The organism is Helicobacter mehlei (genome assembly GCF_003660265.1).
Lineage (GTDB): Bacteria > Campylobacterota > Campylobacteria > Campylobacterales > Helicobacteraceae > Helicobacter > Helicobacter mehlei.
On the sequence record NZ_QXQP01000010.1, the window covers coordinates 1 to 14,972 of the forward strand.

Here is a 14,972-nt window from a genome sequence, read left to right on the forward strand (position 1 = left end):
GAAGCGCATTTTTCAATGCGACTCCCATTAAATTTGCCGGTCAAATGCACAATCTGCCCCCCACCCACATAGATTCCCGTGTGTGAAAACGCATTGGCAAGATCGTGCCATAATACACTGCCTATCTCTGGCTCGCTCACTCCATCGCCTTCCCGATAAACCGGAAAAGTTTCTAAAAATTCCTCGTAAAAATTTTGGGCGATCTGTTTTGTGGCCAATAGAGTATCTACACGCTTGCGGATTGTATCTGGCAATGCGTCCTTGATGATAACCCCCGCTGTGGATAAGACAGATTCTATATCTAGACTCCCTCTTGCGTTTCCCTCTGGGGCATTCTTTGGCATCTTCTCTTCTTGTCTAAAACTTGACTGCATAAAATAGGGCGTATTTTTCATAGCGTTTGCACTGGCTTTTAGAATCCACCGACCCGCCCGCCTGCACGCCTAAATCTAGCCTAGCGATTTTATTTAAAAACCCCTTGGCAAAAAAGTTTTGTAAGCCTTTCTTTGTACCAATCTGGGTGTGAAAATCCACCTGTGCGTGGCTAGCTTCTTCAAAAATCTTTTCCATTTCGTAATGCTCCTCTAAATGCCCGCCTTCTTTGATTTCTCCATTCCTCAAAAAGGTATCTACAAGTTCAGCCACGCCTAGTTTTTCTAGGGCTTGGTGGTTGATCCCTCTTTGTTCCAACCAATCTTGTAGTTCCTTAGGCGTGCATTTTCCCCCAAAATCGCCAGATTTACGCGTGAATGTGGATTGTTGCTGTGTTCTAGTTTGTTGTATATTTTGCGATTCTATCTGCATGGTGGCTCCAGCAACAACAGTCCCTATACCACCCCCTGTGCGCATTTGTTCTTCCATTTTCTGAAATTCCTCTTGGCTTCTAACAACTCTAAAATCAAAATACGCTTTGCCCATTTTGCTAAAGAGCATGCCCAAGAAATGCGCTAAGTCTTTGTGATAATCCTCTTGATAGGACTCAAGTTTATAGAAATGCCCGGGCAAGATGTCCGATTCAGCCACCACCAACGCACCCTCTTTAGAGGGTTCGATCGTTTGTGTGGCACACACTAACGCGCCCTCTTTAGTTTCATAGCCTTGAAAAGCCTGCATCTCTTTTGGAAAAAGTTCTTTAGCTTCTTCAAATTCCTGCGCCTGAGTTTTGTCTAGTAAAATCACTTTTTTCATTTTTGTCCTTTTCTTTTCAATGTATTTAATAAGTCTCTTAACCACGCCCAGAATTTGGTATAGCGTGCATGACAACCATTTGAATTTTCTAGGGATTTTTGCAGACTCAAAGCCCAATGCTTGCGCGCTTGGAGCGATCACATGCGGGTTTTTATTGTTATCGTAGATCGAAATGGCGTAACACACCCGCCCAACGTGATTCGACTTAGAGTGTTTTAAATGCGCCAAACGCTTGCCCCCACATATCATAAAAGTCTCTTTTGCAAGTTTTGTCTTGTCTAAGAGTGTTAAAAGAGTTTGGTTGATGAACTCTAGGGCTCGTACTTGATCCTCTCCCTCCAATATTTTACCATCTTGCACCACTACGAGTTTTTGCTCTGCATTTTGCATGTAGGCATAGACACTCATGAAATCTCTAAGAATGTTTCAATCTCTGTATAGGGCTTGTCCTTGAGCTCAAAGATACGCATAGGGGCTAAACCTTGTAAATCTTGGATAATGCGGCTATGCTCACTAGAGCTAGGCACATAATTAGGATATTGCTTATTGGGGCTATGCGCGCTATGCGTGCCGAGGACGAACACCTTGTGTGCGTTTAAATCGTCCGCCATTTTTGTGCAGGCTCCAATTTGGACTTTTATTTTTGTGGCAATCTCTTGTTCTTTGAGATACGCCACTGCGCTAAACACATAGACAAGAATGTGTTCATCATAGTCTGTAGCCTTTGTTTTGACAAAGTCATTATTGAGACGGGGGTTGCTCCCTGTGCAATCTGTCAGGGCAAAATTTTCCCCCTTGTATATGTCGGGGTGGTCTGTTGCCTCATGATCACCACCCTTGAAACTATGATCAATTAAAACACGGCATAACTCCGTTTTACCCGCCCCGCTCAAGCCATAGAGCAGGTAGATTTTTTTCTTGGGTGGGGGTGGGTCTTTTTTGGGTGGATCCTCTTTATCAAAATATTCTTTGTAAATCCACATAGCTCCAACGGCAAGACCGCCAATAATCCATGGCCAAGGCATGTCAAACTCCTTTTTGTGAGGCAAAAGCCAACACACACGCTAAGAGATGGGCCGGGTTAATCTTTTCTTTGAGGGGAGGGGGGTGAAATTAAACATATAACTCCTTGGAAGGGGTCTAACACAGCTTCCCTTAAATTGCACCACACTAAAATTTTTCCAAAACATGCAAATATTCGGTGGTTTTGGTGTGTTGTTGGGGGTTGGAGTTGGCTTTAAAGCGGGTGTATGGGTGGCTTTTGAGGCTATACTTGCCATGTTGCTTGAAAATCTGGGCGATCTGCTTGAGGCTTAGTAAGCCTTCGTTGTTGTAACTCATAAAAATAAATTTGGCTTGTGCGTTTTTTAAGATCGCCTCCAAAGCCCCCGCCACACTATTTTTTTTGCACCAAAGCGATTTTTGGTAATCCCTCAAGCCTGTTTTACCTTGTGGGGTGAAGTCATCATAAAGGGCAATGGAGTTTAAAAGGTGGTAGTTGGCACCATATTCTCTAGCATTATAGGGGGGGTCTAGGTAGAGAATATCAGCGGGGGTGTGTGCGATAAGCTCTTGAGCGTCCTGTTGGTGGGCATAGTGGGGGTTGGGGCTTAAATCAAAGTGGGCGGGGGATAAAAGTAGAGTTTTTTGCGCGCTTTTTTTGAGGGTTTTTAAAAATGCGCCATAGACACAGGCGGTGTTGGCGACCTTGTCGCTTGATTCGAGCAAGGAGGCGAGCAAAAAGTAAAATTCGCTGGGGCTGATGTGCTTTTGTTCTAACCAGTGTGCCAACTGGGAGCGCACCGCATCAATGCGCATGGCATTTTCATCGCTAAAATACTGGCGGCAATGCCCTCCCCCTAAGGCGTAATGGGTGTAGATTTTCCCCTTTAAGGGGGGGAGATTTTGGAGTTGCTCTAAAAGTTTAGAGGCGCGCTTAAGCGGGGTGGTGTTTTCGATGTAGTTTTTAGCCAACACATAGCTATAAAACTCGCAATCATTGCTAATCACCTGTTTGACGCGGTTTTTAAATAACCGCCCCACTGCACACGATCCGGCAAAAGCGTCTATCAAAATGCAATCTTGCAAATCGACCCCTCTGTGTTGCAAACTCTCTTGGATATGGTGCAATAAAAAGGGGGCTAGAGAAAGCTTAGAGCCAATGTAATTCACTTTGCTTTGTTTAAACCCTCTGTAGCGATCCTTTTGGCGCATTCCTGGCGGTAGGCTACCGGGTCATACTGGTAACAACCCACACAACCAAGTTTCTCTGTATAATGCGCATCACCCTTATAAAAAGAGTAGAGATGCCCCGAGATTTGTTCAGCATTCCATCTTTGACCTGTCTCTTTGCATTTTTTGCAAATCTGCCTTTTGGCATCGTTATCAGCCTTACACAAGGGCTGGAAATCCTCTAATCTCTGACTCTTAATATCCGCTACCCTAAGATCGTTCTTCCTGCCATCTTTATGGTCAATTTCAATTTTAGTATTCTCGCTATTGCCACGAATACCACACATCACGCAGGGTTTATTTTTTAAAGCATCTACAATGTCTTTTCTAATGGCTTGGTTAAATTGGGGTTTTGTATTGAATCCTACAAGTCTAATACGATCTATGGAGTTCCCGCTACTTTGGCTTTTATCAACCTCTATTTTGTATTTTTTAGCTAGAGAGCTACTAGGGCGAAGCCAGCTACCCCCATTGCCTAACTGGAGTTCTTGATATTTTCCGCTAAACTCGCTCACAGACACCCAGCGCGAAAAGCCATCTGTATTAGGCTGTGCAAGCTCTAAAAACAAATCCATTTTGGTCTTTTTTCACATTTTCCATCTTAAAACTTTTTCTTGCTGGTGTCCTCTAAAATATCATTAGCGATGTGCTCGATGTCTTGGCTAATGCCCAAGCATTCCTTGGCGATGTCTAAATTGTGCCCTAGTTGGGTATCAAAGGCACTCATGGCTTTATTGATGTCTTGCACCGCATTGGCTTGGTTTTTAATGGCGGTGGAGTTATCTGCGATGCTTTGCACCAAGACATTGATGTTGGTTTCAATCTCGCTCAAGGATTTTTGCGTGCGTTCGGCTAGTTTTCTGACCTCATCGGCTACCACGGCAAAGCCACGCCCATGCTCGCCCGCTCGGGCAGCTTCAATGGCAGCATTGAGGGCTAATAAATTGGTTTGCTCGGCAATGTCTCGAATGATCTCCACCACGCTTTTAATGTCTTGGCTTTGTGCAATCATCTCATCGCTTTTCAAGCTCACATCGCTAATATTTTGCGTGATCACTTCAATATTTTGCGTGGTCTCTTTGATCCCTTGGGATTGGTTGGCAGAACTCTCTGAGAGTTTATCCATGCTCGCTTTCAAATTCAAGGCTTTTGTGCTTAACATATTGGCAAACTCAGAGGAAGTGGTGAGCATTTTGGTGATCTCTGTGCCCAATTGGTTGATGGAAAGTTCCACATCGCCTTTAGCCCCTTGGATTTGGGGTGTGAAGTCAAGCTTTTGGTAAGCATGCACCACCGCTAAAATTTTATTAAGATCAGAACCAATCTTGTTTTCCAAACTCTCCACCATCGCATGCACGACCTTGATGAGTTCGGCAAGTTTGGGGGTGTTGGCACTGGCGTGCTCTTTGTTTGCGACAATAATCCCTTTTTGTACATTAGAAGTTAGCTGGGTGACTTCTACAACCGCATCGTTATCATGACGGAAGGTTTTTTGTATCTTGGCAATATTGGAATTGATGCCATCTAACATCCAGCCAATCTCATCATTTTGGGTGGATTTGTAAATTTGGACCTCTACATTTTCCTCGTGGTTAAGCAATCTAAAAAAGCCTGTTAAGGTCTGCACCACCCGATTAACCCGCCACACAATTTGTCTTTGGATGTAAAAGTGCATGGCAATGATGGCGATTAAAAGCGCGCTCAAACCAATAGCGATGATCACCATTTGGGTGTGGCGCACATAACCATAAACCTTGGCTTTGGAAATCACCGATCCGATCACCCAGTTATGCCCCATTTTAGGGTCTTTAAAGGGTCTAAAGGTGTGCAAAGCCAAAATGATCTCCTCATTTAACACATTGGAATAAAAAGAGGTGATGAGAGTCTGATCTGCCTCCGCCTTTTCTCTGAAAGCAACCACCCTTTTGGCCTCTTGATCTAACATGACATCTGTAAAGACTTTTCCTTGCAAGCTGTGATCTTTGTTGATCGCAAAAATACGATTTCTAGAACCCATTAAAAACCCATTCTCTCCCGTGTCGGTGGGGAAGTATTTATCCTGAATGTATCCAAAGCTCACATAGAGACCAGCCACTGCCACAAGATTATTGTGGCTATCAAAGATGGGGGCAGCAATGGTAAAGCCAAAGCTACTCACACCTTCCATCAGATCGTGTTTATCAGTGAGGGTTCTAGCCATCGATCGCGTGCTGATGACTTGCTGGAGCAAATTGGAATGCAGGATGAGGGGGTTATTGACATTGGATGCAAACTCCCCATTACTCTTTTGCACAGAGTCATAACTTGTGGCAGGCTTACCTCCATGCATGATCACCAAAAAGGCTTGATAGACAAACGCATTGTTTTCACAGAGCTTACGCACATTGTCCTCGAGCTCTTTGGCCGTGGAGTTCTGGATAAAAGCGTAACCATCTTGTGAAAAATAATTGGCGTAATTGACGAGGGTGCGGTGCACATCGTTAAGTTCCAAGGCGATATTTTTAGATCGGCCCTCGGCCAAAAACCGCACAGATTGGTTAGCCCTGTCCACTAAGATTTTGCTCGCCTCACTGACATAGTAAAAGCCTAGGGCAACAAAGGAGACTACTAGAATGACTGAGGTGGTTAAAGCGGTCTTGACCCCTAACTTGAGATTTTTGAAAAACATGCATCACCTCACTCTAAGATAGACTTGACTTGTCTTTTGGCAGGCTCTCCACATAAATACTCTGAGAAGGGAAAGCAAAACTCAATCCACATTCTTCTACGATTTTCATGATTTTCAAAATAACATCTTCTTTAACAGCCAGCCATTCGCCCCAAATCACGGTCTTAGAAAAACAATAGATGAAAATATTGATGGAACTATCCCCAAAACTATCTAAATAGACAAACAAATTAGATTTATACCCCATCAAGTCATTCACCGAAACGATGTCTTGACGGCCCATGATTAAGGCATGGTGATCATCATGGAGGCGTTGCTCAGAGGTGCTATCCATGTCACCGGCTTTAGCGATGTGGGGGTGTTGCTCTAACATGGTGCGAATCCCCAACACGCATTTTTGCAAGGCTTCCCTAGAGGAGCTATAGGTTAGCCCAATGGTCATTTTAATGCGCCGCCCGACTTTGCGCCGATTCCAGTTGCGAATCGATTTACCGGCTAATTCCGAATTGGGCACAAAGAACAGGGCATTATCAAAGCCCCTAACAGTTGTGCGTCTAAGCCCCATCTCCACCACCGTGCCTTCTACATCTCCACATACAATCCAATCCCCCTGACCAAAGGAGTTATCCAAGAGCAAGATCACGGAGGCAAAGAAGTTAGCCAAGACATCTTTAACCGCTAAGGCCACCGCCAAACCACCGATTCCTAGTGAGGCGATGATGGTCGAGATGTCAAAGCCGAGTTGCTTGAGCACCCATAAGATCGTGATCACAAAGATAAAAAAGTAGGCGATTTTTAAAATGAGGTTGATCACCTCTTTTCTAAGCCCATTGCTCTTGGAGGCCAAATTAGCTAATAGGGCTGCTCCATAAGCCTTAAAAAGCGCAATGAAAAGCCAAGCAAATAAGAGGATATAAACCACCCCCAAATACATGGCAAACTTGGGTGGGGTCGGGTGGGGGTAGTAGAGAATGTCAATAGAAACATCAAAGCTGTAGATGAATAGAAAAGTAGAGATGGGGGCGATGATGCTGTTGCGGATTTTTTGTTGTACGGCAACATTTTTGCGGGTGAAACGCACGACATAGTCTAGGGCTTTGACAAAAAGGGCGGTAATGAGTTGTCTTAGGGCTAGTAAAAAAACTAGGAGCACGAGGGATAAAACAATCTTGGCACTTTGTAAGCCGTTGGCTTTGGGGAAAACTTGGGTGATAAGGCGGGAGATGCGCTCTAAAATCCATTTGAGATTAATGCTCAAGATCACATTTTTAGAGAGCACTTGGCTGGGGTGCTTTTGGATGTAATGGAGCACTTCAGTATAGGTTTTAAGCTTGATTTGGTAGTTGTCTAGGACCTCTTGGAAGTTGTGTTGCTTGAAATCATCTAAATTAGAGGGGGCAACATAAGTTTTAGTAGCATACCCTTCAAGTTTTAATAAATAGGAGGTGCTGATGCTCTTTACATCTTTTTCTTGGCTAAAAAAGTCTAGGGAGGTGCGCAATTTTTCTAAAAAATAATACATGTCGGCATCTAGTTCTAAATTCTTGAGGTGGAGAGTGTCTAGGACATAGGTATAAATGTCCTTGTCGCTATTTTTGAATAAAGCCTCTTTGAGCTTTTTTTGTTGCTTGAGGTTGTCTTTGATGTTAAAGCCGATGTGTTCTTGATTATTTAGTAACTTGAGCGTGAAGGTGTGGATGAGATCGTTTTTTTGATCACTATAAAGTGAGATTTCAGAGCGTTTGTTAGGGTCTGCTTGGTAGCGTTTGATGACTTGGTTAATCTGGTTGATTTGCTTTAAGAGTAAGTGCAAGTCGATTAAATCCGCATCATCATCGGCACGCAAGACTACAAACAAACTTAAAAACAGCCAGAGAGTAAAGCGCATCATGATCCTAGCACATATTCTTTAAAGGCATTGCCCCGATGTTTGTAAGAGACAAATTGATCCAAACTAGCTGCACTGGGGGAGAGTAGGGCGATCTGCCCAGTTTGGAGATTGTCTTTAATGTTCTGCACGGCCATTTTAAGCTCTTGGCATAAAAGGGCGCGGATATGGTATTGCTTAGCCATTTGCATGATCACCGGCGCGCTCACGCCGATAACATAGATAGTTACTTGCAAGGTGGCTAGAGTCTTAAAAAGGGGGGTTAGATCAATTCCTTTAGTGTCCCCGCCCAAGATCAAATGGACATAGCGATCTTGGAAACGCTCCAAGGCTTTTAGGGTGGCATCTACATTGGTCGCCTTGCTGTCATTAACCCAAATATGACCTTGATCGTCTGTAAAAACCTCAATGCGGTGGGGTTGGATCGCATAGGAGTTAATCAATTCATAATTAGCCACGCCACTGTAAAGTTTAGCCGCACTCAAAGCCAAAAGCGCATCAAGTAAAAAAGGCTCTTCAAAACGCACACAGGAGAGATCGAGCCCCATGAGCTGGGCTAAATGGGCGGAGTTTTCATAAAAGAGGAGCTGGGGGGGATTTCTTAAATCTTTGATATAAGGGTGATCTTGCAGATCGGCGTGCAAAAGGGCAACCGCCTTGGGGCTCATCAATTCTAAAGGTTTGAGTTTGGCATGCACATAGTGCTCGTAACTCCCATGCCAGCTTAGATGATCGGGAGCTAGGGGCAAGAGAATATAAAAATGGGGTGCAAAACGCTGGGTGTAGTGCAAACTAAAAGAGCTGGTTTCTAACACCCACACAAAGGGGGGTTTGTGTTGCTCTGTTTTAATTTGGGTGTAAAGATCGATGAGGGGCACGCCAATATTCCCGCCTACTTGAGCATTATGGGATTTTAGGAGCAAGCCTAGCATGCGTGTGGTGGTGGTCTTGCCATTGGTTCCGCTGATAAAAAAAGTGGTGGGGAAATCTAGGCTAGAACGATTGGTTTGCCAAAGGGTGTAAATGTAGTCGTATTCGCTCACTAGGTGTTTGCTAGCCATTACGAGGGGGTGATCAAAGGGGATACCCGGGCTGACAATCTCTAAGCGGGATTCATAGGGGTTAAACATCTTGGAGGGGAGTAGCTGTTTGTGGTGGGTATCTAAAGAAGGGGTTAGAGTCTTGTCGTCGTAGGCGCGATAGGGGATACTCTTTTTGTTAAGGTAGGTTGCAAGAGCTTGGTTAGTCTGCCCATAGCCTAATAACGAGATCATGGCACTCCGTTCTGCTTTTCTAGGATGATAGCATGGCCGAACAATAGCATAGTAAATCCTCAACGCACTTTAAGGCTCAACAACGCCACAATGTTACTTAAGATTGCAATGATCCAAAAGCGTAAAATGATTTTATTTTCTGGCCAGCCTTTGGATTCAAAATGGTGGTGCAAGGGTGCCATGCGGAAAATCTTTTTCTTACGAGTCTTGTAGCTGGTGATTTGCAAGATCACCGAGCCCGTTTCTAGCACAAAGACCAAGCCCATTAAAATTAACAAGATTTCATTATTGGTGATGATCGCCATGTAAGCAATAAAGCCCCCAATAGCTAGACTCCCGCTATCGCCCATGAACACCTCAGCAGGGAAGGCATTAAACCACAAAAAGCCCAAAAGTGAGCCAATCAAAGCAGCCGCAATCACCATCACCTCTCCGCTGTGGCTCACCTTGGGATAAAGTAAATACTTGCTAAATTCGGCATTGCCCACCACATAAATAAAGACGCTTAAGCTTAAAAGCACACAGATACTAGGGACGGTGGCTAAGCCATCTAGCCCATCGGTGATATTCACCGCATTAGAGGTGGCGACAAAAACCAATGACCAAAAGGCGACAAGTAAAACAGGGTAATCATGGAAAGAAAATAAAGCCCGTTTGAAAAAGGGCAAGTAAAAACTTTTATTGTCAAGCAAAAAGTAAAGGGCGGTTGAGATGCACACCGCAATAGCCAGCAACACCGCAAATTTATAGCGCGAAGTAACACCCGCATTGCTCTTGCGGTTAATTTTGGTGTAGTCATCTTGCATGCCCACTGCGCTAAAGGCAAGTAAAGTCAAAAGACCCAACAACACAAAGAGATTATCCAAACGCGCGCTGATGAGTGAGGCGGCCAAGGTCGTGCCTACAAAGATCACCCCACCCATCGTGGGCGTGTCTTTCTTGTTTTGGTGGGGGACATACATGGAAATAGGTTGGCTGGCTTTTTTCCTTTTGGCCCATGTGATGAACTTGGGCATGGCGTAAATGCAAGCGATAAAACTCAAAAAGAAAGCGATCCCGGCACGGAAGGTGAGATATTGGAAAATATTAATCCCAAACCACGGATACAAGTAGTAGAGCATCGTCAAACTTTGCAGCAAAAATAAACCCAATTCTTCTATAAATAGACTTATGAAAGGCTTAATACGGAAGTTTAAAGAAGATCAGATTATAATTTAGCCCATTTAGCTAGTGGGATGTGGCATCTTTTGCATAAATGGGCGATGGTTTTAACAGGTGTGGGTTTGAGCGTGTTATTAGCTGGCTGTGTTGTGGTGCGCTTTTTTGATAAAAGTTTCCGATACAATGACTACCGCATTGTGCGGGTTGTCTTGGGCGGGAACGTTTTTGACTTTAAAGACCTCATTTTAGAAGCCCAAATATCCCATCCCAGTTCAGATGAATCGCCCAATCTAGACGATGTTTATCCTAAAGATCGCCTAGATGTCTTGCAAGAGGAATTGCAAGCCAAAATCAAGGATTTGCATTTGGACTCCATTAAACCCGATGGATCGATGATCCAAACAGATTTAGGGAATTTACAAGCAGATATTAGGAAAAATCGGGCGCATTTGAGGGATACCAAACTCAAAAACACGCCTATGGGGCATGTAGAGTTTGATCAAAAGCAGTTGCGAATCTATGGGATTATTTATTGTAATAAGTATTTTGTGAGTTATAGTTTTCGCGATGATGATCATTTGGTAGTCGAGGATAAGGGCATGACACGCAAGGTGTGTATCAATGAAAAGCTCATGGCTTTTGAGTTAGCTTTTTATCGTAATTTACAAGGAGTGTTTAATCTGACCCGCAATAAAGAAAATTTACTCTTAGAAAATGCCACCATGCAAATCTATTTGCAACACTAGGAGAGTTTTTGCAATATGTAGATGTGGAAATACAATCCAAGCACCAAATTAAGGGCTCGGTATTTTTGGGCTTTTTAGTGCCCTATGCGCTTTTTGAAAGCACCCTAGAAAAGCTCAAAAAGGAGCACCACAAAGCTAGGCATATTGTCTATGCCTACCGCCACTTAGAACAAGGAAGTTTGCAAGAAGCCTTGCATGAAGATCGCGAGCCCAAAAATAGCGCGCGGGGGCTACTAGACATTTTGAGGCGTGGGGATTTAATTGAGAGTGCCATTATTGTAGTGCGTTACTTTGGGGGGGTGCTCTTGGGGGTGGGGGGGCTGATGAAAGCCTATAGCCAGAGTTTGCAACTCTGTTTGCAAAACGCATCTCCAAGCCCTTTGAGCCCACACAAAGCGTGCGCCAGTGGGTGAGCTACCCTGTTTTGGAGGTTTTGAGCGCGCGGGCCAGAAAACATGGCGTGTTGCTTAAAAAGCAGAGTCTGGACAAAAAAGGGGCTTGGGTGTGTTTGCAGGCTAGCCCAGAACTTTTAGAAAAAGTATTAGGAGATTAGATGGATAACTTGTATGTGTGGCTTAAAATGGTGCATATTATAGGGGTGATCTCATGGATGGCAGCCCTGTTTTACTTACCTAGATTGTTGGTTTATCACCGCGAGTATAGCGATCGCGCTGAATTTGTCGCTGTGGTGCAAATCCAAGAGCAAAAGCTTTACTATTACATTGCCATGCCCGCTATGATTGTGAGCGTGTTGAGTGGGATTGCCCTGATTTGGGCTTTGGGCGGGTTGGCACTCTTTCACCATGGCTGGTTGCATGTCAAATTATTATTTGTGCTGATTTTGTTGCATTTCCATTTTATGTGTAAAAAGTTCATGCGTGAGTTGGGGCGTGATGGGCAGTATAAAAGCCCTAAATTTTTTCGGCTGATTAATGAAGTGCCCACTTTGTGCATGATTGTGATTGTCTTTTGCGTGGTGGGGAAATTCTTTTAATGTCTAGGATTGAAGAAAAACAACAAAAAATCATCTATATGTTTGATGCCATTGCCAAAACCTACGATACCACCAATCGGATTGTGAGTTTCAAGCAGGATCAACGCTGGCGTTTAGATGGAATCAGACGGGCTTTAAAATACATCCATGCCTTTAAGGGGGATTTACAAGATTTGAGGGTCGCCGATGTAGCTTGTGGGACGGCAGATATGCTCCTGCACATTCTAAAAGAAGTGGCGCGCTTGCAAGGGAGCGTGGCTAGCATTAGGGGGATTGACCCCTCTAGAGAAATGTTAGCCATTGCCAAAAGTAAGATTGAGGGCTTGGGCAAACAGAGGGCAGGAATTTATTTGGATTGCCTAGAGGCTAAGGATTTGAGCACCCTAGAGGATCAAAGCGTGGATTTTTTGAGTATCGCCTATGGCTTGCGCAACATCTTAGAACGTAAACTAGCCCTACAAGAGTTTAGCCGTGTACTCAAAAAAAAGGGGGTGTTGCTGGTTTTGGAGTTTATGCGTCAAGATCGCTCGGGTATTCTAGGATCGCTGGCACGCTTTTACACCGCTAAGATTTTACCCCTACTAGGCATGCTCATTAGCCGTAACTACCGTGCCTATGCCTATTTGCCCTCCTCCATTGATAATTTTATTAGCCCCTCTGAATTAGAGGAAGAATTGAGTTTGGTGGATTTGGAAGTGGTGGAAAAAACCCACTATGTTTATAATAGCGTATCGGGTATTTTGGCGGTGAAATTCTAATGCACTTGGTGATCTTGCAGATGGCGCGCTTTGATTTGGAGTTTGTGGGCAAGACTTTGGCTAAAATGCCCCCCCAAGCCCTAATCTTATTCCCCGAGTATGTGATCACCCCCTTTTTTTTGGAATTATTGGAAAGCGAAGCGCACACCATCCACCAGCATTCTCAAGCGCGCCTAGAACAGCTCCAAGAACTCGCTACCAAGCACCAACAGCACCTGATCGCCCCCTTGATCTTGCAAGAATCCAGCGGGCTTATCAAACAAATGGCATGGGTATCCCCCTCACAAACCCAGTTTTATCCCCAACAAAAACTCATCCATTTTAGCCACTGGGACGAAGAAGCCTTTTTTGCCAACCCCAAGACAAAGGGGCGCGCTCCCTTGATTGTGGAACTTGAAGATCTGCGTATCGCCCCGCTTTTTGGCTATGAGTTGCATTTTGATAGCATTTGGTTGGATATGCACCAAAAAGGCGTAGATATTGTCTTACTCAGCACCGCTAGCACTTTTGAATCCTCTGAGAGATGGCGTATGCTCTGCCAAGCGCGTGCCTTTTGTAATTCCATGCTCATCGCGCGTGCCAATCGGATCGGATCGGTGCGCCAAGGCTACTACCCTAAGCATAGCTCCCAAAAACACAATATCGCTTGGAATTTCTATGGCGATAGCTTTATGGCTCTGCCCAATGGGCAAATTGGGGATAGTTTGCGTGGCGATCTGGGCGTGTTGCACCTAGAGGTATCTAAAGATTACCTAGATGCGTGGGCACAAGAATGGGGTTTTAGAAAACCCAACACCAGGAGAGAACATGATTGATAAAAAATTGTTATTGCAAGACTTTGAGGGTTTGTGTGCCAATTTAACTAAACGCTTTTTAGACCCCCAAATTTTAGAGGATTTAAAAACCCTCTTATTGGCGTACAAGGCCCAAAAACTGACCCTAGAGCAAGCCCAAGAGTTCCAAAACAAGACCTCCAAACTCTTTTTTAGTAAGCAAAAAGAAAATAGCCCCGATTTAGGCACGCTCAAAGCCTCTCTAGAGGATAATAAAAACAAGATCAACACCCTCCAAGAACAAGTCAATGCCCTAGAACAACAACTAGACACTCTCTTACACACCATCCCTAATTTGTTAGACCCCGCAACACCCTTTGGCAAAGATGAAACGCAAAATGTAGAGATCGGAAAAATTTTAACCCCTAAAACCTTTGATTTTGCGCCCAAAGAGCACCACGAGTTAGCCCAAAACAATGGCTGGATTGAGTTTGAACGGGGCGTGAAACTTGCCAAAAGCCGGTTTAGTGTGTTGCGCAAGGAGGGCGCGCGCCTCAATCGGGCTTTAATTAATTTTATGCTCGATTACAACGCTTCCCAAGGTTTTGAGATTGTATCGGTGCCGGTCGTGGTGAATAATACCACCCTTTTTGGCACGGGGCAACTCCCCAAATTTAAAGAGGATTTGTTTAAAATAGAGGGCGAGGAGCTGTATTTGATCCCCACCTCTGAGGTGAGTTTAACCAATCTCTATGCTGATGAGATTTTAGCCGCTGAGGAGTTGCCTATTTTAATGACCACCTACACGCCTTGCTTTAGAAAAGAGGCGGGGAGTGCCTCCAAAGACACGCATGGGATCATCCGCCAGCACCAATTTGATAAAGTCGAATTGGTCGCACTCACCCGCCCCAAAGAGAGCGAGGCTATGCAAGCTAAAATGGTGCAAACGGCTAGCGGGATTTTAAAAGCCCTCGAGTTGCCCCACCGCTTGGTGCAACTTTGTAGTGGGGACATTGGTTTTAGTGCCAGCAACACCATAGACATTGAAGTTTGGTTACCCGGGCAAAATTGCTACCGCGAGATCAGCTCCATTTCTAATACCCGCGATTTTCAAGCGCGCCGTGCCAAAATCCGTTACAAGGAAAACAAAAAGAATGCCTTTGTGCATACCCTAAATGGCTCCTCTTTAGCGGTGGGGCGCACTTTGGTGGCAATCATGGAAAATTACCAAGACCAAGAGGGGCGTATTGCCATCCCCAAAGCCCTCAAACCTTACTTGCAATAAGGCTG

15 protein-coding genes and 1 pseudogene are annotated in these 14,972 nt (G+C 44.5%); 7 read left to right on the top strand and 9 right to left on the bottom strand.

Annotated elements, in window-relative coordinates:
* The 9 genes and pseudogenes from EAO36_RS08700 to mraY form a co-directional block, all read right to left on the bottom strand.
* Positions 1 to 344, bottom strand: a pseudogene (locus EAO36_RS08700) (lecithin retinol acyltransferase family protein); the annotation flags it as partial.
* 13 nt (positions 345 to 357) lie between these two features.
* On the bottom strand, positions 358 to 1,596 hold the full coding sequence (locus EAO36_RS04450) for a hypothetical protein (RefSeq protein ID WP_120955761.1): 1,239 nt from the start codon (positions 1,594 to 1,596) through the stop codon (positions 358 to 360).
* The gene (locus EAO36_RS04455) at positions 1,593 to 2,213 is read right to left on the bottom strand and encodes a hypothetical protein (RefSeq protein WP_120955762.1); all 621 of its coding nucleotides are present in this window, start codon (positions 2,211 to 2,213) and stop codon (positions 1,593 to 1,595) included. Before EAO36_RS04455 ends, EAO36_RS04450 begins: the two co-directional genes overlap by 4 nt.
* Positions 2,214 to 2,358: 145 nt before the next feature.
* Positions 2,359 to 3,360 carry a DNA adenine methylase gene (locus EAO36_RS04460; RefSeq protein ID WP_120948149.1) on the bottom strand — a complete coding sequence of 334 codons (1,002 nt, stop codon included), beginning with the start codon at positions 3,358 to 3,360 and terminating at the stop codon, positions 2,359 to 2,361.
* On the bottom strand, positions 3,357 to 3,995 hold the full coding sequence (locus EAO36_RS04465) for a restriction endonuclease (protein WP_120948150.1): 639 nt from the start codon (positions 3,993 to 3,995) through the stop codon (positions 3,357 to 3,359). Before EAO36_RS04465 ends, EAO36_RS04460 begins: the two co-directional genes overlap by 4 nt.
* A 26-nt stretch (positions 3,996 to 4,021) precedes the next feature.
* Complete coding sequence (locus EAO36_RS09030) at positions 4,022 to 4,432, bottom strand: methyl-accepting chemotaxis protein (protein ID WP_407925300.1); 411 nt, start codon at positions 4,430 to 4,432, stop codon at positions 4,022 to 4,024.
* A 1,669-nt stretch (positions 4,433 to 6,101) separates the two neighbouring features.
* Positions 6,102 to 7,976 (bottom strand): mechanosensitive ion channel family protein, encoded by a 1,875-nt coding sequence (locus tag EAO36_RS04475; protein ID WP_185962937.1) that lies wholly within the window; start codon positions 7,974 to 7,976, stop codon positions 6,102 to 6,104.
* Positions 7,976 to 9,250 (bottom strand): UDP-N-acetylmuramoyl-L-alanine--D-glutamate ligase, encoded by a 1,275-nt coding sequence (murD, locus tag EAO36_RS04480; protein ID WP_120955764.1) that lies wholly within the window; start codon positions 9,248 to 9,250, stop codon positions 7,976 to 7,978. The genes EAO36_RS04475 and murD overlap by 1 nt, the downstream gene beginning before the upstream one ends.
* Before the next feature lie 59 nt (positions 9,251 to 9,309).
* Positions 9,310 to 10,371 carry a phospho-N-acetylmuramoyl-pentapeptide-transferase gene (gene mraY / locus EAO36_RS04485; protein ID WP_120948153.1) on the bottom strand — a complete coding sequence of 354 codons (1,062 nt, stop codon included), beginning with the start codon at positions 10,369 to 10,371 and terminating at the stop codon, positions 9,310 to 9,312.
* A gap of 141 nt (positions 10,372 to 10,512) precedes the next feature.
* Here mraY and EAO36_RS04490 point away from each other — a divergent pair, with 141 nt between their 5' ends.
* Genes EAO36_RS04490 through serS form a run of 7 tightly spaced genes read left to right on the top strand, consistent with a single transcriptional unit; the run spans position 10,513 to position 14,967 of the window.
* The gene (locus EAO36_RS04490) at positions 10,513 to 11,157 is read left to right on the top strand and encodes an META domain-containing protein (RefSeq protein ID WP_235852238.1); all 645 of its coding nucleotides are present in this window, start codon (positions 10,513 to 10,515) and stop codon (positions 11,155 to 11,157) included.
* 8 nt (positions 11,158 to 11,165) lie between these two features.
* A complete protein-coding gene (locus tag EAO36_RS04495; RefSeq protein ID WP_235852366.1) occupies positions 11,166 to 11,570 on the top strand; it encodes a YigZ family protein in 405 nt (134 codons plus the stop codon).
* Complete coding sequence (locus EAO36_RS08705) at positions 11,567 to 11,710, top strand: hypothetical protein (protein WP_235852367.1); 144 nt, start codon at positions 11,567 to 11,569, stop codon at positions 11,708 to 11,710. The genes EAO36_RS04495 and EAO36_RS08705 overlap by 4 nt, the downstream gene beginning before the upstream one ends.
* The gene (gene hemJ / locus EAO36_RS04500; RefSeq protein ID WP_120955765.1) at positions 11,711 to 12,151 is read left to right on the top strand and encodes a protoporphyrinogen oxidase HemJ; all 441 of its coding nucleotides are present in this window, start codon (positions 11,711 to 11,713) and stop codon (positions 12,149 to 12,151) included. It abuts the gene before it with no gap.
* A complete protein-coding gene (locus EAO36_RS04505; protein ID WP_185962938.1) occupies positions 12,151 to 12,909 on the top strand; it encodes a ubiquinone/menaquinone biosynthesis methyltransferase in 759 nt (252 codons plus the stop codon). The genes hemJ and EAO36_RS04505 overlap by 1 nt, the downstream gene beginning before the upstream one ends.
* Positions 12,909 to 13,724 (top strand): carbon-nitrogen hydrolase family protein, encoded by an 816-nt coding sequence (locus EAO36_RS04510; protein ID WP_120948156.1) that lies wholly within the window; start codon positions 12,909 to 12,911, stop codon positions 13,722 to 13,724. Before EAO36_RS04505 ends, EAO36_RS04510 begins: the two co-directional genes overlap by 1 nt.
* A complete protein-coding gene (gene serS, locus EAO36_RS04515; RefSeq protein ID WP_120948157.1) occupies positions 13,717 to 14,967 on the top strand; it encodes a serine--tRNA ligase in 1,251 nt (416 codons plus the stop codon). Before EAO36_RS04510 ends, serS begins: the two co-directional genes overlap by 8 nt.
* Positions 14,968 to 14,972 lie beyond the last annotated feature (5 nt).

Bases quoted from the DNA above. Each gene is read 5' to 3' on its own strand.
- EAO36_RS04455 (WP_120955762.1), bottom strand. From the start codon at position 2,213: ATGCCTTGGCCATGGATTATTGGCGGTCTTGCCGTTGGAGCTATGTGG.
- EAO36_RS04505 (WP_185962938.1), top strand. From the start codon at position 12,151: ATGTCTAGGATTGAAGAAAAACAACAAAAAATCATCTATATGTTTGAT.
- EAO36_RS09030 (WP_407925300.1), bottom strand. From the start codon at position 4,432: ATGATTGCACAAAGCCAAGACATTAAAAGCGTGGTGGAGATCATTCGA.
- EAO36_RS04510 (WP_120948156.1), top strand. From the start codon at position 12,909: ATGCACTTGGTGATCTTGCAGATGGCGCGCTTTGATTTGGAGTTTGTG.
- mraY (WP_120948153.1), bottom strand. From the start codon at position 10,371: ATGCTCTACTACTTGTATCCGTGGTTTGGGATTAATATTTTCCAATAT.
- serS (WP_120948157.1), top strand. From the start codon at position 13,717: ATGATTGATAAAAAATTGTTATTGCAAGACTTTGAGGGTTTGTGTGCC.
- EAO36_RS04475 (WP_185962937.1), bottom strand. From the start codon at position 7,976: ATGCGCTTTACTCTCTGGCTGTTTTTAAGTTTGTTTGTAGTCTTGCGT.
- EAO36_RS04450 (WP_120955761.1), bottom strand. From the start codon at position 1,596: ATGAGTGTCTATGCCTACATGCAAAATGCAGAGCAAAAACTCGTAGTG.
- murD (WP_120955764.1), bottom strand. From the start codon at position 9,250: ATGATCTCGTTATTAGGCTATGGGCAGACTAACCAAGCTCTTGCAACC.
- hemJ (WP_120955765.1), top strand. From the start codon at position 11,711: ATGGATAACTTGTATGTGTGGCTTAAAATGGTGCATATTATAGGGGTG.
- EAO36_RS04490 (WP_235852238.1), top strand. From the start codon at position 10,513: ATGGTTTTAACAGGTGTGGGTTTGAGCGTGTTATTAGCTGGCTGTGTT.
- EAO36_RS04465 (WP_120948150.1), bottom strand. From the start codon at position 3,995: ATGGATTTGTTTTTAGAGCTTGCACAGCCTAATACAGATGGCTTTTCG.